This window comes from Salmonella sp. SAL04162 (genome assembly GCF_046551535.1).
Lineage (GTDB): Bacteria > Pseudomonadota > Gammaproteobacteria > Enterobacterales > Enterobacteriaceae > Salmonella > Salmonella enterica.
On the sequence record NZ_JBGDVX010000009.1, the window covers coordinates 181,204 to 199,464 of the forward strand.

Here is an 18,261-nt window from a genome sequence, read left to right on the forward strand (position 1 = left end):
GGATTAGGCAAAACCGCCATTTGACAACGTAATCTCACAGCGCCCGAAGACGCTGTGATGGGGGGGGTTAATTCGTGGTCAGGCGCTGCAATCCCCGCGCCGTGACCTGCCAGATCACGTGTTGCGGCTGCGGCCAGCTTTCGCCATTGAGCGGGTTGCGGATAACCGACTGGTCTGCGCCCTCGGCATGAAAGACCTCAATCGTATAATCCTCACCCAGCCCGCAGACGTCAGTATAGCCGCCAAGCTGCACCGAACCTTTTATCGACTGACGGTAAACCACCGTACCGCGCGTATTATAAATCGTCACTGCCGCATATTCCGTTGCGAAGTCGCTATGCGGCACAATTGGGTATGCGGTAAAGATAAATTGTTGCGCACGGATGTCTATTTCCATACTGGCAAAACCATTTTCTTCCTTGCCAATAAGCTGCCAGCTGAATTTATCGCCATATAATGCGGCAGCATCGGAGGTATTTTTCTCTTCCGTTTGTTCCGGTGAGTCGACCTCCAGCCCATCGCTCACCACGCGCCAGCGGTTGTGTTTTTTCAGCGTGACGTTTTGCCCGGTCGTTTCATTGATGGCGCTGCAACGGTAAGGTTCGTCATGGAAGAGCTCAATGTACATTCCCGCTTGCAAAACAACCGTATCGCTATCGGCTGAATAGTGGGTGATGCCATCATAATGACGGCTATAGATAACCTCGCCGGACTCCTCCTTCACCGTGAGCGTGCTGTATGTCGCGGTATAGTAGGGATGAGGCTGCCCGGCCAGTGTTTCTATTGTCATACGCTGTTGCCGATTATCGTAAGCAAGCTGGCAAAACGTTCTGTCGCCTTGTCCGCGTAACTGCAACGTCACGCCTTTACCGATGCCTTCGCCCGGCTCGCTGTTATCCGTCGGCAGCACATCAACGCTGTCGCGCATTAACGCGCTACGGGTCGGCTCTTCAATGTGGGAGAGCATCAGCCAGAGATCGTTTTTGCAAGCGGCATAAGGTTGCGCCATCAATGAAGGGCAGGCGCGGATAGCATCTGCGCGATGGATAAACATAGCCTGGAGATCTGCGGCAGGATCGTTGTTGAGCGAAAAATGATAAAGCCCTTCGCTATCAAGACGCAGTAACTGATATTTCGTCGACGAGACCAATGTCAGATAGCCCGGCGAGGCTTTCAGGCGGCCAGGCTCGGCATGATAAAGATAAAGATGGTAGTGGTCGCTAAACGGCACCACAATTTTTCCGGTGGCGCAGTTTGTTCCGTTCATCTTACGTTCAAAAACCTTTTCGCCGCTGGCGGTTAACACCGTTATGCTGGCGTATAAGGTATTCGCGAAGTAGCTGTGCGGCGTGGCTTTCGTGATGTCCAGAACTAATTGTCTGGCCTCATGATCCACGGCTAAACGGGCGAAGGGCATGTCGCCGTAGCCGAGGAAAATCAACTGCTCATTATGCGCGGCGCTGTCCTGCAAGGCGGTGAAATTAACGGTAAGCGCGTTTTCCCCTTCGCGGATAACCACATAGTCCGTGTCTGGGCGGTATTTCTGCGATCGCCCTTTGGGCAGGGTGAGATGGTAAATGCCAATGGGCAGGGGAGTTAACGTGAGCGTACTGTCGTTGACGGGCAATGTATACGTGTTGCCGGCGTTGTCGTGTAGCGTTAAGGCGCGTCCATAAAGTTGCTCCGGCTGATCGATATTCAGCGTTAGCGTGAGCGTTCCCGTTTTGTTCAGCGCCGCCAGCTCGGCGTTTTCAACCAGCCAGACAAAAGAGTCCAGTCCCAACTGCTGGCGCGCGCTTTCCCATTCGCGCTCCGGCAGCAGATCGTAAAGCGGCCAGACGGGTTTTACCGCCTGTGCGGCGATCTGCTCGCGGGTGAACGCATTGACCGGTAAGCCGCACAGCTGAATAAACGGCGCGACGTCATAACCTGAGGCTGTGGCGATGGCGTCCGCCAGCAGATCGGTCAGGCGATGCTCGCAGGGCAAAAAGTTTTCGCCAGCACCCAGCGCGCGGTAGTTCTGGTTAAACGCCCGGAAGGCTTCTGTTCCGCCTTTAAATAACATCAGCATCAGAAATTGCAGACGGGGTCGGACGCCCCAGGCGCTAATCGGCGTGCGATTCCGCAGATGGGTAATGAATTGCAACTCCTGCTCAGGCTGCCGCCCGTAATCATAGAGCCAGCCGTCGGTATAAAGATGGTTCCCCTGGTTCAGGTTAAGCTGCTGGAAAAAAGCGGCGTAAATGTTGTTCCACACCTCACCGACTGGCAGGTCGACGTCATTCATAAAGACGCCCTGATAGCCGTGACCGATTTCATGCAGAATCGTCCACTGCGTGGCGACATTATCGATCCACCCCTGGCTTAATGTTGCTGCCGTTTGCGCGCACCACCAGGGGAGATAATAAGCCGCGCCGACGCCGTGTTTATCCGCTTTAATAAAATAGCGGTTAGCGACATTTTGATTAAGCGGCGAAGCAGGGCTATCGCTGAGACCAGTCCAGTCATTATAGGCGTCGATCACTCGCGTATAGTATGCATCCAGCGCGGTGATACCGGCGTTGATGACATTAGCGCGATCCGCCCAGGGCAGCAGAAAACGCACGCGGTCCAGTTCCAGCAGGGCAAAAGGCGACGCCTGTTCTTCCCAGGTCTGGAAAAAAGCGTCTTCGGATTGCCCCTTACGCCAGTGTGGCAAATTTTTATTGCTGGTTGGCTGTCGGTAGATCACCGAAAACTCGCCGCCCTGCGCAAAAAAGAGGGTATCAATAAAGGGAACGGAATCGACCGTTGTGCTGATCGTTTGCCAGTTGCCGTTCAGCGTAAGCGATTTCTCACACGCTGAGTCATTGCACAGCAGACGGAGTCTGGCGTTACCGGCGTTGTTATTTGGCTGGCGGATTTGCAGCTGCGTATTCGCTGGCAGAATAAATCCCAGCGCCTGGCGGTCGTGCTCGCGCCCCTTTTCAAATTTGATGTTATCCAGTCCGGGGGCCGCTGGCAGCGAATAACATGTTAGCGTGATTTCCTGAGTCATATAACCTCCATAAATAGGGAGGATGAACATAGCTTTTTATTTTTATTAATAAATACAGCAGGATAACGAAATGATATGTATTGAGCCGCTGTGAGGCATAGTGATGAAAAATGGTGGTAGCCGTGAGGCGGATGAGAGGGAGCAGCAGAGTGAGAGGGGCCCGAAATGAAGCCCCGGCAGCTTTTTTATTTGCGGGTAAGCTTGTCCAGATCGGCTTCGATTTCACTGATCTTATTCGCGACGACGCTTTCCAGGTGGCGCAAGTCGTCGAGGATCTTACGTTTGAGATCGAGTTCTGAGCGGTCGCGCTGGCAGATTTGGTCCAGCTCGTCAATCACATAGCGTAGGTTAGGGCTAATCTCCTGTACTTCTTTATAACCCTGACCGATGCCATCGGCGACCACCGTTTTGCGCTGGCGTGGATACTTAAACTTCACGCTTTTAGCAAAGAATTCACCTCTATCCTTTTGAAAATAGATTTTCAGGATATCGTTATTGGCTTCTTGCCGCAGGCTGTAACGATCGATTTCCTCAGGATTGGTAATGCCCAGACTTTTTAGATTGTCATACATAGCGGTATCCTTCATCACACTATAACTTTTGAATAATTAACGAAAAGTTGGTTTTTCGCCACCAATGGATACAAAAAAAGCGCGGTTGATCGCAGAAGACGTCTCGGCAACGTCATGAGTAAAAGGGCGGTGGTTATTGATAGTTTAAGTAATTCAACGCGATATTCCGTTTATAGAGAAAGCGTTTGAGGTCAGTGTGGAAAATTGACCGGAGGTAGTGGTCGATAACCTTGAGAGGCGGAGTCTATGTCCGGAACGTATAATGCTACTATTCGCCGGGTGGTGATTTCCGCCTGGATAGGAAACTCCATTGAATATTATGATTTTCTATTATACGGCCTGGCAAGCGCGCTGGTATTTGGCCCGCTTTTTTTCCCTGGCGCCAGCCCATTGACTGCAACGTTATCTTCTTTTGCCAGTTTCGGCGTGGGATTTATTTCCCGGCCGCTGGGCGCGCTATTTTTTGGCAACAGGGGAGATACGCTTGGGCGTAAAAACACGTTATTAATCACGTTAGGTGGGATGGGCGCGGTCACGTTTCTCATCGGTTGCCTGCCTTCTTACGCCAGTATTGGCGCGCTGGCGCCTGCCTTACTGGTTATTCTGCGTTTTCTGCAGGGATTTATGGTTGGAGGCGAATGGGGAGGCGCCATGTTAATGGTCGTGGAATATGCTGCTGGAAAGCACCGGGGGCGGTTAAGCGCGCTATCGCAAACAGGAGGACTCACGGGACAATTATTGGCGACAGGCGCATTTATAGTCGTGACCCAATTACCGAAGGATGCGTTGTTATTGTGGGGATGGCGTATTCCTTTTCTGCTCAGTGCGCTTTTGGTGCTGCCTGGATTATATATGCGTCATCGTCTGGATGAGACGCCTGTCTTCCGTGCGTTTAAAAAGCAGCAGGCCATTAAGCATATGCAGCAAAAAGAAGAAAGGCCGGTGGTCAAAGTGGTACGAGAACAATGGCGCAGCATTTTGCTGATTATAATTCTACGTTTTGCGGAAAGCGTTCCCTTTTTTCTTGCCACCGTCTTCGCGGTTTCCTGGGCGACGACGCAGCTTGGGATTGCCAGCCTGACTATTCTGTACATTGTAATGTTCACCTGTCTGCTGGCGTATCCCATGCACGTGCTATTTGGCATCATGTCGGATCGGCGTGGCTGCCGTCAGGTGTATATTTTCGGCGCGCTTTTTGTCGCGGCAATGGCTTTTCCCTTTTTCTGGCTGCTGGAAAGCCGTTCGCTCATACTGATGACAATGGGCTACGTTCTGCTTATTAACATTGGTCATAATTCACTGAATGCCGTGCAACCTTCTTTTTTCGCCGGACTGTTTCATCCGCCTGTACGCTACAGCGGTTCATCAATTGGCGCTCAGTTGGGGGCGGTTGTGGCAGGGGGATTCACGCCGTTTATCGCTAAAGCGTTAAGCGCAGTCTATGATAACAGTTGGACTTTGGTTGCCGGTTATGTCGTTTTGACTGCGTTGGCTTCGGCATTTGCGGCAAAGATTGCGCCGGAAACCGTGTTACCGCATTCGCCGTAATGCAAAGGGGGGCTGTCGCCCCCGCTTTTCACTCGCTTAATCAATAGTGCGCAATAATTCGTTAATGCCCACTTTGCCACGCGTTTTGGCGTCGACTTTTTTCACGATCACCGCGCAGTACAAACTGTACTTACCGTCTTTTGACGGCAGGTTGCCGGAAACGACCACGGAGCCCGCCGGTACGCGGCCATAGTGAACTTCACCGGTTTCGCGATCGTAGATTTTGGTGCTCTGGCCGAGGTATACCCCCATGGAAATGACGGAACCTTCTTCGACAATGACGCCTTCCACGACTTCAGAACGCGCGCCAATAAAGCAGTTGTCTTCAATGATGGTCGGGTTAGCCTGCAGAGGCTCCAGTACGCCGCCGATACCCACGCCGCCGGAAAGGTGAACATTTTTACCAATCTGCGCGCAGGAACCCACCGTCGCCCAGGTATCAACCATGGTGCCTTCGTCAACGTAGGCGCCGATGTTAACGTAAGACGGCATCAGCACGGTGTTGCGGGCGATAAATGCGCCCTGACGAACGGCTGCAGGCGGAACGACGCGGAAGCCTTCTTTCTGAAAACGCGCTTCGTCGTAATCAGCGAATTTCATCGGGACTTTATCGAAGTAGCGGCTTTCCGCACCGTCGATAACCTGGTTATCGTTAATACGGAAAGAGAGCAGAACCGCTTTCTTCAACCACTGGTGAGTGACCCACTGACCGTCGATTTTTTCTGCGACACGCAGCGCGCCGGAATCAAGTAGAGAAATGACCTGGTTTACCGCCTCTCGGGTCACGGTATCTACATTAACCGGCGTAATATCGGCGCGGCGCTCAAAAGCGGTCTCAATAACGTTCTGTAACTGCTGCATTGTTAAACTCTTTCATATAAATAAACACACTACCCTTTATCGTTTGGATTGAGGGCCGCTGTCAACCGTTGTTGCACCTCAAGTTGCAGCACATTATTAAGCGCGCGCCGATCCGCTGTGGCGATTATGAATAAATCTTCTACTCGTTCACCAATGGTTGTAATTCGGGCGCCATGAAGCGAAATTCCCAGATCGGCAAAAATTTGTCCGACCCTGGCCAGCAGACCAGGTTGATCGAGCGCGATCAATTCCATGAATGATTTTCTGTCAGTATGGGTGGGCAAAAAATTGACTTCCGTTTCGACCGTAAAGTGCCGTAACTTTGCCGGTTGCCGACGCGGCTGCGGCGGCTGCCAGCTACGCTGCATAATGGTCTGTTCAAGACCGGTGCGAATAACGTCATGGCGATCCGCCGCCAGCGGGCTGCCGTCTGGTTCCAGAACGATAAACGTATCCATTGCCATGCCGTCGCGAGTGGTAAAGATCTGCGCGTCATGGACGCTTAAATTACGCCTGTCCAGCTCGGCGCAGACGGCGGCAAACAGATAGGGTCTGTCCGGACTCCAGATAAAAATTTCGGTTCCGCCGCGCGTGGCTTGCGGACTGAGCAACACTAACGGTTGGCTCAGATCGTGCTGCAATAAATGGCGTGCGTGCCAGGCGAGCTGATTTGGACTATGACGAACAAAATAGTTAGCGCGACAGCGGGTCCAGATTTTGTGCAGCGCGGCTTCATCAATATTGTCCATTCGCAGCAGCGCCAGCGCCTGAAGCTGATGGTGACGCACGCGCTCACGCATATCCGGCGTATTTTGCATTCCACGTCTGAGCTGTTTTTCAGTGGCGAAGTACAGCTCGCGCAGCAGGCTCTGTTTCCAGCTATTCCACAAGGTTTCGTTGGTCGCGCAGATGTCCGCGACGGTCAGGCAGACCAGAAAACGCAGCCGTGTTTCGGTTTGCACCTCTTCGGCGAACTGCTTGATGACTTCCGGATCCTGGATGTCGCGGCGCTGGGCGGTGACTGACATCAGCAGGTGTTGGCGCACCAGCCAGGCGACCAGTTGCGTTTCGCGTGAGTTCAAACCGTGCAGTTCGGCGAAGGTGAGTACATCCTGCGCGCCCAGTACCGAATGGTCGCCGCCGCGTCCTTTCGCAATATCGTGGAACAGCGCGGCGATCAGGATCAGTTCCGGATGGGGAAGCCGCGGCCAGAGATCGACGCATAGCGGATGGCGCTGGCGCGTCTCTTCTTTCGCGAAGCTCTCCAGTTTGAGCATTACGCGGATGGTGTGTTCATCCACCGTGTATGCGTGGAACAGGTCAAACTGCATTTGTCCGACGATGTGCGACCACTGCGGCATATAAGCCCACAGTACGCTGTGGCGATGCATAGGCAGCAGGCCGCGGCTGACCGCGCCGGGATGGCGCAGCATACTCAGAAACAGAGTGCGCGCCTCCGGGATGTAACACAGCGGTTGGCTCAGGTGACGGCGGGCGTGGCGCAAGTGGCGTAACGTCGTAGAGTAGATGCCGGTGATCGCGCTATTGCGCACCATCATATAAAACATGCGCAGGATCGCTTGCGGTTCGCGGATAAACAGCGTGTCGTCACGCAGATCAATGAGCGTGCCGCGCAGTTGAAACTCATCGTCAACAGGACGTGGTTTTTCATCCGCAGGCAGCGCCAGAATCGCCTCGTCAAATAGCTGAAGCAGCATCTGATTAAGTTCGCTCACCCGGCGCGTAACCCGGAAGTAGTCTTTCATCATCCGCTCAACCGGATCATTACCCTCGCCGCTGTAGTTAAGGCGTTGAGCGACGCTTAACTGGCGGTCGAACAGCAGGCGGTTATCGTAGCGGCTGACCACCAGATGTAGCGCAAAGCGAATGCGCCACAGGATATGCAGGCACTCGTTGAGCTCCGCGCGCTCTGCGGGGGTTAAAAAGCCGAATCCCACCATCTCATCGAGCGAGGTAGCGCCGAAGTGACGTCGGGCGACCCACTGCAATGTATGGATATCGCGCAGGCCGCCGGGGCTGCTTTTAATATCCGGCTCCAGATTATAGCTGGTGCCGTGATAGCGCTGGTGGCGCTGGTTCTGCTCTTCTACTTTGGCGGCGTAAAATTTGTCGGACGGCCAAAAACCTTCGCTGAAAATATGTTTTTGCAGTGCCAGAAACAGAGCAACATCACCGATCAGCAGGCGCGTTTCGATGAGGTTTGTCGCAACGGTTAAATCAGACAGACCTTCCAGCAGACACTCTTCCAGCGTACGTACACTATGCCCGACATCCAGCTTGACGTCCCATAATAAAGTCAGCAGTTCGCCGACCTTTTGTGCCTGTTCATCGGGCAGCTTTTTGCGGCTTAAAATGAGCAGATCAATATCGGAAAGCGGATGCAGTTCGCCGCGTCCATAGCCGCCGACGGCGACCAGCGCCAGATCGGCAATCTGACCGAAACCGGCCTCAATCCACAGGCGTTGCAACAACTGGTCGATAAATTCGGTTCGGGCTTCAATAAGCTGTTCAGCACAAATGCCGCTGTCAAATGCCTCGCCCAGCCAGTGTTGAAAGATGTCGATGCGGGCTTTGATACCAGCGACGGTCAGTTCAGCGCGCGGCCAGACGCCAGGGTTTTGCGGCTGGTCCGGGAGGGTGGGGAGTGCGGTATTCGCGTGCTGTTCAGGAAGAGTATTCATATGCGCCACCCATTAAAAAGCCGGATAATGGCGTGAACGCCTTATCCGGCCTACGTATTTACTCTTCATCCTTCAAGTTGCTTCTACGTTGGCTGCGCTCGTTCACTCCAGTCACGTACTTATGTACGCTCCTGAAGATTCACTCTCTTGCCGCCTTGAGGCAACTCGAATGATTTTGAGTAAAGGTGTAATTTGTAGGCCTGATAAGATGCGAAGGCATCGCCATCAGGCAAAACATTATTCGTCGTGTGTGATGATCGCCGGGATGGTGTCATCTTTACGCAGCGTCAGAATTTCACAGCCGTTTTCCGTTACCACAATAGTATGCTCGTACTGAGCAGACAAGCTGCGGTCTTTGGTTTTTACCGTCCAGCCATCTTTCATGGTGCGGATACGGTAATCCCCGGCGTTCAGCATCGGTTCAATGGTAAAGGTCATGCCAGGCTGCAACACGACGCCGCCATCGTCTGCATCATAATGCAGCACCTGCGGTTCTTCATGGAAGCCGCGACCAATACCGTGTCCGCAGTATTCACGTACCACGGAGAAACCTTCGCCTTCGGCATATTTCTGGATGGCGGCACCAATGGTGCGCAGGCGAATGCCCGGTTTCACCATTTTGATGCCCAGATACAGGCTCTCTTGCGTGACGCGGCACAGACGCTCGCCCAGAATGGTCGGTTTGCCGACGATAAACATCTTCGAGGTATCGCCGTGGAATTCATCTTTAATCACGGTCACGTCGATGTTGACGATATCACCATCTTTCAAATGTTTAGCGTCATCCGGAATGCCGTGGCACACCACTTCATTAATAGAGATACAGACGGATTTCGGATAGCCGTGGTAGCCGAGGCAGGCGGAGATCGCGTGTTGTTCGTTAACGATGTAATCGTTACAGATACGGTCCAGTTCGCCAGTGGTGACGCCCGGTTTGATATACGGTTCGATCATTTCCAGCACTTCGGCTGCCAGACGGCCCGCGACGCGCATTTTTTCGATGTCTTCAGATGTCTTGATAGAGATAGCCATGAATTCTGTCCATCAGTGCCGATGATTTCGGCAATAATTGTGTAAGTGCTGACAATGGTATCAGTCAGGGGTGTACCCTGCCAAATTGAGAATCATTCTGAACTTCGCCTTTCGTGCCACAGGTGCGTTGGCGACATTTTTTCACCCCAGTCACTTATTAGCCGTAAGCTCCAGGGGATGCAAAAATTTGCCGCCTGCTTGTAACACGAAATTCATCGTTCAATTCAGCATTGAGTGCCAACAATTATTGGTGTCGGTGGCGTATTTGTGGTATAAAGCGCGCCGGACTTCCGATCCATTCGAAGACTACACACGATGGACGGGAGCGACAAATCTCACTTTGTGTAACAACACACACGTATCGGCACATATTCCGGGGTGCCCTTTGGGGTCGGTAATATGGGATACGTGGAGGCATAACCCCAACTTAATCTATAGAGGTTTTAAATCATGGCAACTGTTTCCATGCGCGACATGCTCAAGGCTGGTGTTCACTTTGGTCACCAGACCCGTTACTGGAACCCGAAAATGAAGCCTTTCATCTTCGGCGCGCGTAACAAAGTTCACATCATCAACCTTGAGAAAACTGTACCGATGTTCAACGAAGCTCTGGCTGAACTGAACAAGATCTCTGCTCGTAAAGGTAAAATCCTTTTCGTTGGTACTAAACGCGCTGCAAGCGAAGCGGTGAAAGAAGCTGCTAACAGCTGCGACCAGTTCTTCGTGAACCATCGCTGGCTGGGCGGTATGCTGACTAACTGGAAAACAGTTCGTCAGTCCATCAAACGTCTGAAAGACCTGGAAACTCAGTCTCAGGACGGTACTTTCGAAAAGCTGACCAAGAAAGAAGCGCTGATGCGTACTCGTGAGCTTGAGAAACTGGAAAACAGCCTGGGCGGTATCAAAGACATGGGCGGTCTGCCGGACGCTCTGTTCGTTATCGATGCTGACCACGAGCACATTGCTATCAAAGAAGCGAACAACCTGGGTATCCCGGTATTTGCTATCGTTGATACCAACTCTGATCCGGACGGCGTTGACTTCGTTATCCCGGGTAACGATGACGCAATCCGTGCTGTTAGCCTGTACCTGGGCGCTGTCGCTGCAACCGTTCGTGAAGGCCGTTCTCAGGATCTGGCTTCCCAGGCGGAAGAAAGCTTCGTAGAAGCCGAGTAATAAGGCTTGATAACTCCCTAAAATAGTTCGAGTTGCAGGAAGGCGGCAAGCTCGAGAATTCCCGGGAGCTTACATCAGTAAGTGACCGGGATGAGCGAGTGAAGGCAACGCACCTGCGGCTCGAAATATGAAGGGGAGAGCCCTTATAGACCAGGTAGTATCACGTTTGGTTAGGGGGCCTGTATATGGCCCCCTTTTTCACTTTTATATCTGTGCGGTTTGATGCCGGGCAGATCAAATCTTTCGAGGATTTTAGAATGGCTGAAATTACCGCATCCCTGGTAAAAGAGCTGCGTGAGCGTACTGGCGCAGGCATGATGGATTGCAAAAAAGCGCTGACTGAAGCGAATGGCGACATTGAGCTGGCAATCGAAAACATGCGTAAGTCCGGCGCTATCAAAGCGGCGAAAAAAGCAGGCAACGTGGCTGCTGACGGCGTAATCAAAACCAAAATCGACGGTAACGTCGCTTTCATTCTGGAAGTTAACTGCCAGACTGACTTCGTGGCTAAAGATGCTGGCTTCCAGGCATTTGCTGACAAAGTGCTGGACGCCGCTGTTGCTGGCAAAATCACTGACGTAGAAGTCCTGAAAGCGCAGTTCGAAGAAGAGCGCGTTGCTCTGGTAGCGAAAATTGGCGAGAACATCAACATTCGTCGCGTAGCTTCCCTGGAAGGCGACGTTCTGGGTTCTTACCAGCACGGTGCGCGCATCGGCGTTCTGGTTGCCGCTAAAGGCGCTGACGAAGAGCTGGTTAAACAGCTGGCGATGCACGTTGCGGCAAGCAAGCCGGAATTCGTTAAGCCGGAAGACGTGTCTGCTGACGTGGTAGAGAAAGAGTACCAGGTACAGCTGGACATCGCGATGCAGTCCGGTAAGCCGAAAGAAATCGCAGAGAAAATGGTTGAAGGCCGCATGAAGAAATTCACCGGCGAAGTTTCTCTGACTGGTCAGCCTTTCGTCATGGAACCGAGCAAATCTGTTGGCCAACTGCTGAAAGAGCACAACGCTGACGTGACTGGCTTCATCCGCTTTGAAGTGGGCGAAGGCATTGAGAAAGTCGAGACTGACTTTGCAGCAGAAGTTGCTGCGATGTCTAAGCAGTCCTGATTTTCCTGAGGAGCCGCCTGAGGGCGGCTTCTTTTTGCGCCTCTCTTGTAAAATCAGCCGACGCCTGGCGTCTGCGCTGAAATGCGACGTACAATGTCGCCGGAATTAACTCATATCAATCGTTGACAGTCTCAGGAAAGAAACATGGCTACCAATGCAAAACCCGTCTATAAACGCATTCTGCTTAAATTAAGCGGCGAAGCTCTGCAGGGTACGGAAGGCTTCGGTATTGATGCAAGCATACTGGATCGTATGGCTCAGGAGATCAAAGAACTGGTTGAACTGGGTATTCAGGTTGGTGTGGTGATTGGCGGTGGTAACCTGTTCCGTGGCGCAGGTCTGGCAAAAGCGGGGATGAACCGCGTTGTGGGCGACCACATGGGCATGTTGGCCACCGTCATGAACGGCCTGGCAATGCGTGATGCGCTTCACCGCGCCTATGTGAACGCCCGCCTGATGTCGGCAATTCCTTTAAACGGCGTATGCGACAACTACAGTTGGGCCGAGGCTATTAGCCTGCTGCGTAATAACCGTGTTGTGATTCTGTCTGCAGGTACGGGTAACCCGTTCTTCACTACCGACTCTGCGGCCTGTCTGCGCGGGATCGAAATTGAAGCGGATGTCGTACTGAAAGCGACCAAAGTGGATGGCGTATTCACTGCCGATCCGGCAAAAGATCCTTCCGCGACCATGTACGATCAGCTGACCTACAGCGAAGTGCTGGATAAAGAGCTGAAAGTGATGGATCTGGCGGCGTTCACGCTGGCTCGTGACCACAAACTGCCGATTCGTGTTTTCAACATGAACAAACCGGGCGCGCTGCGTCGTGTGGTGATGGGCGAAAAAGAAGGGACGTTAATCACGGAATAATTCCCGTGAGCGCCAAATACGGGTAAGATTCTGTTCTATTGACGGGTCTTATTACCTGGCAGAAATTAAACGAGACTATACTTAGCACATCTTTGTATTGTGTGACCGTCTGGTCTGACTGAGACTAGTTTTCAAGGATTCGTAACGTGATTAGCGATATCAGAAAAGATGCTGAAGTACGCATGGAAAAATGCGTTGAAGCGTTCAAAACCCAAATCAGCAAAGTGCGCACGGGTCGTGCTTCTCCCAGCCTGCTGGATGGTATTGTCGTAGAATACTATGGCACTCCGACCCCGCTGCGCCAGTTGGCAAGCGTAACGGTAGAAGACTCCCGTACCTTAAAAATTAACGTGTTTGACCGTTCTATGGGGCCAGCCGTTGAAAAAGCGATCATGGCGTCAGACCTCGGTTTGAATCCAAGCTCTGCGGGCACCGACATTCGCGTTCCGCTGCCGCCGCTGACCGAAGAACGTCGTAAAGATCTGACGAAAATTGTCCGTGGCGAAGCGGAGCAGGCGCGTGTCGCCGTTCGTAACGTCCGCCGTGATGCGAACGATAAAGTAAAAGCTCTGCTGAAAGATAAAGCGATCAGTGAAGATGACGATCGTCGCTCTCAGGAAGAAGTACAGAAAATGACCGACGCGGCAATTAAGAAAGTGGATGCGGCGTTGGCAGATAAAGAAGCAGAACTGATGCAGTTCTGATTGATCTGTACGCAGATATAAACTCATTCCACCGCTAAACCTGGCGGATGAGTGGTGTACAAAGCGCCGCGCAGAAGACATTATCAGGTCTCCTGTGCGGCGTTTTGCTTTTTATTCCGTTTCAACACTTCTGGACGTTTCATGAAGCAATTAACCATTCTGGGCTCGACCGGCTCTATTGGTTGCAGCACACTGGACGTGGTGCGCCATAATCCTGATAGCTTCCGCGTTATCGCGCTGGTGGCGGGTAAAAATGTCGCCCGCATGGCGGAGCAGTGCCTGGAGTTCTCGCCGCGTTATGCCGTGATGGACGATACGTCGAGCGCAGAACAGCTCAAAATAATGCTTCAGCAGCATGGCAGCCGCACCGAGGTTCTGAGCGGTCAGCAGGCTGCCTGTGAGATGGCGGCGCTTGATGAGGTCGGGCATGTGATGGCGGCCATTGTGGGCGCGGCTGGTTTACTGCCGACCCTGGCGGCGATCCGCGCAGGGAAGACGATTCTGCTGGCGAATAAAGAATCGCTGGTGACCTGCGGGCGGCTGTTTATGGACGAAGTAAAACGCAGCAACGCCCGGCTTTTACCCGTCGATAGCGAACATAACGCGATTTTTCAGAGTTTGCCGCAATCTATTCAGCATAATCTGGGATACGCTGACCTTGAGCAAAATGGCGTAACGTCGATTTTGCTTACCGGGTCTGGTGGCCCGTTTCGTGAAACGCCAATGTGCGATCTGGCAGCGATGACGCCGGATCAGGCATGTCGTCATCCGAACTGGTCGATGGGGCGAAAAATCTCCGTCGACTCCGCCACCATGATGAATAAAGGTCTGGAATACATTGAAGCGCGTTGGTTATTTAATGCCAGCGCACGTCAGATGGAAGTGTTGATCCATCCGCAATCGGTCATTCATTCGATGGTGCGTTATCAGGACGGCAGCGTCCTGGCGCAGCTTGGAGAACCTGACATGCGTACGCCTATTGCGCATACGATGGCATGGCCGAATCGCGTCGCGTCCGGCGCGCAGCCGCTCGATTTTTGCAAACTCAGCGCGCTGACGTTTAGCGCGCCAGATTATCAGCGTTATCCATGCCTGAAGCTGGCGATGGAGGCGTTTGAGCAAGGTCAGGCGGCAACGACGGCGCTCAATGCGGCAAACGAAATCACCGTTGCCGCGTTTCTGGCGCAACAGATTCGTTTTACCGATATCGCCGGGCTCAATTTAGCGGTGCTGGAGAGGATGGATTTACAGGAACCGGCAAGCGTTGAGGACGTATTGCAGGTTGACGCCATCGCGCGTGAAGTAGCCAGAAAACAAGTGATACGGCTCTCACGCTGACGATTATCCCGCGACAGAAGATCGTGCTATTTGTTAGCGTTGGGCTTCGGTGATATAGTCTGCGCCACCTGATCGCAGGTTTTTGGCTTTTTTCGGTCAGGTTAGCCGTGGTTTTACACGGCTTTTTTGTGGATACACAAAATCATTCAGGACGCATCGGGACGGCAGGCGAATACGTTCCCGGCGTGCGCAGACAGCGCACGACAGGGGCGATGACGCGCAGCCATCCGCGAAGCGGACCGAAGAGAATGTGTATAAAGGCTTCAGTATTCCTGAGTACCGCTAAATCCTTTCAGGGACAAAAAACGCGTTATGTTGTCTGCAACTCAACCAGTAAGCGAAAATTTGCCAGCGCATGGCTGCCGTCATGTTGCAATAATTATGGATGGCAATGGTCGCTGGGCGAAAAAGCAAGGGAAGATCCGGGCCTTTGGGCATAAAGCCGGGGCGAAGTCCGTCCGGCGAGCGGTCTCTTTTGCTGCCAATAACGGTATTGATGCGTTAACGCTGTATGCCTTTAGTAGTGAAAACTGGAACCGACCGGCGCAGGAAGTGAGCGCGTTAATGGAGCTGTTTGTGTGGGCGCTGGATAGCGAAGTCAAAAGCCTGCACCGCCATAACGTTCGCCTGCGTATTATCGGCGATATCAGCCGATTCAACTCACGTTTACAAGAACGTATTCGCAAATCAGAAGCGCTTACCGCCCATAATACGGGTCTAACGCTGAATATCGCTGCGAATTACGGCGGACGTTGGGATATTGTCCAGGGAGTCCGACAACTGGCGGAACAGGTGCAGGCTGGAGTGCTGCGCCCCGATCAGATTGATGAAGAGAGACTAGGCCAGCAAATCTGTATGCATGAGCTGGCGCCTGTGGATTTAGTAATTAGGACTGGGGGAGAGCATCGCATTAGTAACTTTTTGCTTTGGCAAATTGCCTATGCCGAACTTTACTTTACGGATGTTCTTTGGCCCGATTTCGATGAACAAGACTTTGAAGGTGCGCTGCATGCCTTTGCTAATCGAGAGCGTCGTTTCGGCGGTACCGAGCCTGGTGATGACAAAGCCTGATGGGGGTTGCTTTTGCTGAAGTATCGCCTGATTTCTGCTTTTGTGTTAATACCCGCGGTCATCGCTGCGCTTTTTTTATTGCCGCCGGTGGGGTTCGCCATTATTACGCTGGTTGTCTGTATGCTGGCCGCGTGGGAATGGGGACAGTTAAGCGGTTTCGCCGCGCGTTCACAGCGGGTTTGGCTGGCGGTGCTGTGTGGTCTGTTATTGGCGCTGATGCTATTTTTGTTGCCTGAGTATCATCATAACATTCGTCAACCGCTGGTTGAGATGTCGCTTTGGGCATCGTTAGGATGGTGGGTTGTCGCGCTACTGCTGGTGCTATTTTATCCCGGTTCGGCGACAATCTGGCGCAACTCAAAAACATTGCGTCTCATTTTCGGTTTGTTAACTATCGTGCCATTTTTCTGGGGCATGCTGGCGCTGCGCGCCTGGCACTATGACGAGAATCATTACAGTGGCGCAATATGGCTACTCTATGTCATGATCCTGGTCTGGGGAGCGGACTCTGGCGCGTATATGTTTGGTAAATTATTTGGCAAACATAAGCTGGCGCCGAAGGTTTCCCCGGGTAAAACCTGGCAAGGGTTTATCGGCGGGCTTGCTACGGCTGCCGTGATCTCATGGGGTTACGGTATGTGGGCGAATCTGAATGTTGCGCCTGTTATCTTGCTGATTTGCTCTGTGGTGGCGGCTCTGGCTTCTGTACTGGGCGACCTCACCGAGAGTATGTTTAAGCGCGAAGCAGGAATTAAGGATAGCGGCCACTTGATTCCAGGCCATGGCGGCATTCTGGACCGAATTGACAGCCTGACGGCTGCCGTACCGGTCTTTGCTTGCCTGTTGTTACTGGTGTTCAGGACGCTCTAACGGAAGGTTTTATGCTGAGTATTCTCTGGAATCTGGCTGCATTCATCATCGCACTGGGCGTGCTGATCACTGTGCATGAATTTGGTCATTTCTGGGTTGCCCGGCGCTGCGGTGTGCGAGTTGAGCGCTTTTCCATCGGTTTTGGCAAAGCGCTCTGGCGTCGTACCGATCGGTACGGCACCGAGTATGTCATCGCCCTGATCCCGCTGGGCGGCTACGTCAAAATGCTGGATGAACGCGCCGAACCGGTAGCGCCGGAATTGCGTCGTCACGCCTTCAACAACAAAACGGTGGGCCAGCGCGCCGCAATTATTGCCGCAGGTCCGGTTGCGAACTTCATTTTTGCTATCTTTGCTTACTGGCTGGTCTTTATCATCGGCGTCCCTGGCGTTCGTCCGGTCATTGGCGAAATAACGCCCAACTCGATTGCTGCGCAGGCGCAAATTGCGCCTGGTACGGAACTTAAAGCTGTTGATGGTATCGAAACCCCTGATTGGGATGCCGTGCGTTTACAACTGGTGTCCAAAATTGGCGATCAGCAGACGACGGTGAGCGTCGCGCCGTTTGGCAGCGACCAGCGGCAGGACAAAACGCTTGATTTACGTCACTGGGCATTTGAGCCTGATAAGCAAGATCCTGTATCTTCTTTAGGGATTCGGCCCCGCGGGCCACAGATTGAACCGGTACTGTCAGAAGTGCAGGCGAATTCCGCAGCCAGTAAAGCGGGTTTGCAAGCGGGCGACAGGATCGTTAAAGTCGATGGTCAGCCGTTAACGCAGTGGATGAAATTCGTGACGTTTGTACGCGATAATCCCGGTAAGCCGTTAGCGTTAGAGATTGAAAGGCAGGGGAGCGCCTTGTCGTTGACGTTAACGCCGGATACGAAATCGGTTAACGGAAAGGCGGAAGGGTTTGCAGGCGTGGTGCCTAAAATTATTCCTCTGCCGGAAGAGTACAAGACTATACGCCAGTATGGGCCTTTTAGCGCCATCCTCGAAGCCACGGATAAGACGTGGCAGTTGATGAAGCTGACGGTCAGTATGCTGGGTAAATTGATAACCGGTGATGTGAAACTGAACAACCTCAGTGGGCCGATTTCTATCGCTCAGGGGGCTGGGATGTCAGCGGAGTTCGGGGTGATTTATTACCTGATGTTCCTTGCGCTAATCAGCGTGAACTTAGGGATAATCAACCTGTTTCCGCTGCCCGTTCTTGACGGGGGTCATCTGCTGTTCCTGGCGATTGAAAAGCTTAAGGGCGGGCCGGTATCCGAGCGGGTTCAAGACTTTAGTTATCGCATTGGCTCGATTTTGCTGGTGTTGTTAATGGGGCTTGCACTTTTCAATGATTTCTCTCGGTTGTAAGAGAGTT

At 52.7% G+C, this 18,261-nt stretch carries 14 protein-coding genes; 9 read left to right on the plus strand and 5 right to left on the minus strand.

Annotation, left to right across the window (positions count from 1 at the left end; translation table 11 throughout):
* Positions 1 to 67: 67 nt before the first annotated feature.
* Positions 68 to 3,037 carry a putative mucin/carbohydrate-binding domain-containing protein gene (locus ACLJRH_RS18270; RefSeq protein WP_023137354.1) on the minus strand — a complete coding sequence of 990 codons (2,970 nt, stop codon included), beginning with the start codon at positions 3,035 to 3,037 and terminating at the stop codon, positions 68 to 70.
* A 185-nt stretch (positions 3,038 to 3,222) separates the two neighbouring features.
* Complete coding sequence (locus ACLJRH_RS18275) at positions 3,223 to 3,609, minus strand: DUF3461 family protein (RefSeq protein ID WP_000272193.1); 387 nt, start codon at positions 3,607 to 3,609, stop codon at positions 3,223 to 3,225.
* A gap of 246 nt (positions 3,610 to 3,855) precedes the next feature.
* On the opposite strand from ACLJRH_RS18275, the gene ACLJRH_RS18280 reads away from it, so the two are divergent.
* Positions 3,856 to 5,157 carry an MFS transporter gene (locus tag ACLJRH_RS18280; protein ID WP_000017175.1) on the plus strand — a complete coding sequence of 434 codons (1,302 nt, stop codon included), beginning with the start codon at positions 3,856 to 3,858 and terminating at the stop codon, positions 5,155 to 5,157.
* Between the two features lie 36 nt (positions 5,158 to 5,193).
* Here ACLJRH_RS18280 and dapD read toward each other — a convergent pair whose 3' ends face one another.
* From dapD to map, 3 genes are all read right to left on the minus strand, one after another.
* On the minus strand, positions 5,194 to 6,018 hold the full coding sequence (dapD, locus tag ACLJRH_RS18285; RefSeq protein WP_001186676.1) for a 2,3,4,5-tetrahydropyridine-2,6-dicarboxylate N-succinyltransferase: 825 nt from the start codon (positions 6,016 to 6,018) through the stop codon (positions 5,194 to 5,196).
* 29 nt (positions 6,019 to 6,047) lie between these two features.
* Positions 6,048 to 8,720 (minus strand): bifunctional uridylyltransferase/uridylyl-removing protein GlnD, encoded by a 2,673-nt coding sequence (gene glnD, locus ACLJRH_RS18290; RefSeq protein WP_023137353.1) that lies wholly within the window; start codon positions 8,718 to 8,720, stop codon positions 6,048 to 6,050.
* Between the two features lie 237 nt (positions 8,721 to 8,957).
* Positions 8,958 to 9,752 (minus strand): type I methionyl aminopeptidase, encoded by a 795-nt coding sequence (gene map / locus ACLJRH_RS18295; protein ID WP_001018214.1) that lies wholly within the window; start codon positions 9,750 to 9,752, stop codon positions 8,958 to 8,960.
* A 450-nt stretch (positions 9,753 to 10,202) separates the two neighbouring features.
* On the opposite strand from map, the gene rpsB reads away from it, so the two are divergent.
* The 8 genes from rpsB to rseP all read left to right on the plus strand — a co-directional run bounded on the left by rpsB (position 10,203) and on the right by rseP (position 18,254).
* Positions 10,203 to 10,928 (plus strand): 30S ribosomal protein S2, encoded by a 726-nt coding sequence (gene rpsB / locus ACLJRH_RS18300; RefSeq protein WP_000246886.1) that lies wholly within the window; start codon positions 10,203 to 10,205, stop codon positions 10,926 to 10,928.
* Between the two features lie 257 nt (positions 10,929 to 11,185).
* Entirely contained in the window at positions 11,186 to 12,037 is an 852-nt protein-coding gene (gene tsf / locus ACLJRH_RS18305) for a translation elongation factor Ts (RefSeq protein WP_000808106.1), read from the plus strand.
* Positions 12,038 to 12,181: 144 nt separating this feature from the next.
* Positions 12,182 to 12,907, plus strand: coding sequence for a UMP kinase (pyrH, locus tag ACLJRH_RS18310; RefSeq protein ID WP_000224567.1), 726 nt, complete (start codon positions 12,182 to 12,184; stop codon positions 12,905 to 12,907).
* 146 nt (positions 12,908 to 13,053) lie between these two features.
* Positions 13,054 to 13,611 (plus strand): ribosome recycling factor, encoded by a 558-nt coding sequence (gene frr / locus ACLJRH_RS18315; RefSeq protein WP_000622423.1) that lies wholly within the window; start codon positions 13,054 to 13,056, stop codon positions 13,609 to 13,611.
* 141 nt (positions 13,612 to 13,752) lie between these two features.
* A complete protein-coding gene (gene ispC / locus ACLJRH_RS18320; RefSeq protein ID WP_000811899.1) occupies positions 13,753 to 14,949 on the plus strand; it encodes a 1-deoxy-D-xylulose-5-phosphate reductoisomerase in 1,197 nt (398 codons plus the stop codon).
* A 312-nt stretch (positions 14,950 to 15,261) separates the two neighbouring features.
* Complete coding sequence (gene ispU, locus ACLJRH_RS18325) at positions 15,262 to 16,020, plus strand: (2E,6E)-farnesyl-diphosphate-specific ditrans,polycis-undecaprenyl-diphosphate synthase (protein ID WP_000947413.1); 759 nt, start codon at positions 15,262 to 15,264, stop codon at positions 16,018 to 16,020.
* 12 nt (positions 16,021 to 16,032) lie between these two features.
* Positions 16,033 to 16,890 (plus strand): phosphatidate cytidylyltransferase, encoded by an 858-nt coding sequence (gene cdsA, locus ACLJRH_RS18330; protein WP_000922425.1) that lies wholly within the window; start codon positions 16,033 to 16,035, stop codon positions 16,888 to 16,890.
* 11 nt (positions 16,891 to 16,901) lie between these two features.
* Complete coding sequence (gene rseP, locus ACLJRH_RS18335) at positions 16,902 to 18,254, plus strand: sigma E protease regulator RseP (protein WP_000949017.1); 1,353 nt, start codon at positions 16,902 to 16,904, stop codon at positions 18,252 to 18,254.
* The last annotated feature ends 7 nt before the right edge of the window (positions 18,255 to 18,261 follow it).

What these genes read in the sequence shown, in the direction of transcription:
- ACLJRH_RS18270 (WP_023137354.1), bottom strand. Translation starts at nt 3,037, where the DNA reads ATGACTCAGGAAATCACGCTAACATGTTATTCGCTGCCAGCGGCCCCC.
- ACLJRH_RS18275 (WP_000272193.1), bottom strand. Translation starts at nt 3,609, where the DNA reads ATGTATGACAATCTAAAAAGTCTGGGCATTACCAATCCTGAGGAAATC.
- ACLJRH_RS18280 (WP_000017175.1), top strand. Translation starts at nt 3,856, where the DNA reads ATGTCCGGAACGTATAATGCTACTATTCGCCGGGTGGTGATTTCCGCC.
- dapD (WP_001186676.1), bottom strand. Translation starts at nt 6,018, where the DNA reads ATGCAGCAGTTACAGAACGTTATTGAGACCGCTTTTGAGCGCCGCGCC.
- glnD (WP_023137353.1), bottom strand. Translation starts at nt 8,720, where the DNA reads ATGAATACTCTTCCTGAACAGCACGCGAATACCGCACTCCCCACCCTC.
- map (WP_001018214.1), bottom strand. Translation starts at nt 9,752, where the DNA reads ATGGCTATCTCTATCAAGACATCTGAAGACATCGAAAAAATGCGCGTC.
- rpsB (WP_000246886.1), top strand. Translation starts at nt 10,203, where the DNA reads ATGGCAACTGTTTCCATGCGCGACATGCTCAAGGCTGGTGTTCACTTT.
- tsf (WP_000808106.1), top strand. Translation starts at nt 11,186, where the DNA reads ATGGCTGAAATTACCGCATCCCTGGTAAAAGAGCTGCGTGAGCGTACT.
- pyrH (WP_000224567.1), top strand. Translation starts at nt 12,182, where the DNA reads ATGGCTACCAATGCAAAACCCGTCTATAAACGCATTCTGCTTAAATTA.
- ispC (WP_000811899.1), top strand. Translation starts at nt 13,753, where the DNA reads ATGAAGCAATTAACCATTCTGGGCTCGACCGGCTCTATTGGTTGCAGC.
- ispU (WP_000947413.1), top strand. Translation starts at nt 15,262, where the DNA reads ATGTTGTCTGCAACTCAACCAGTAAGCGAAAATTTGCCAGCGCATGGC.
- rseP (WP_000949017.1), top strand. Translation starts at nt 16,902, where the DNA reads ATGCTGAGTATTCTCTGGAATCTGGCTGCATTCATCATCGCACTGGGC.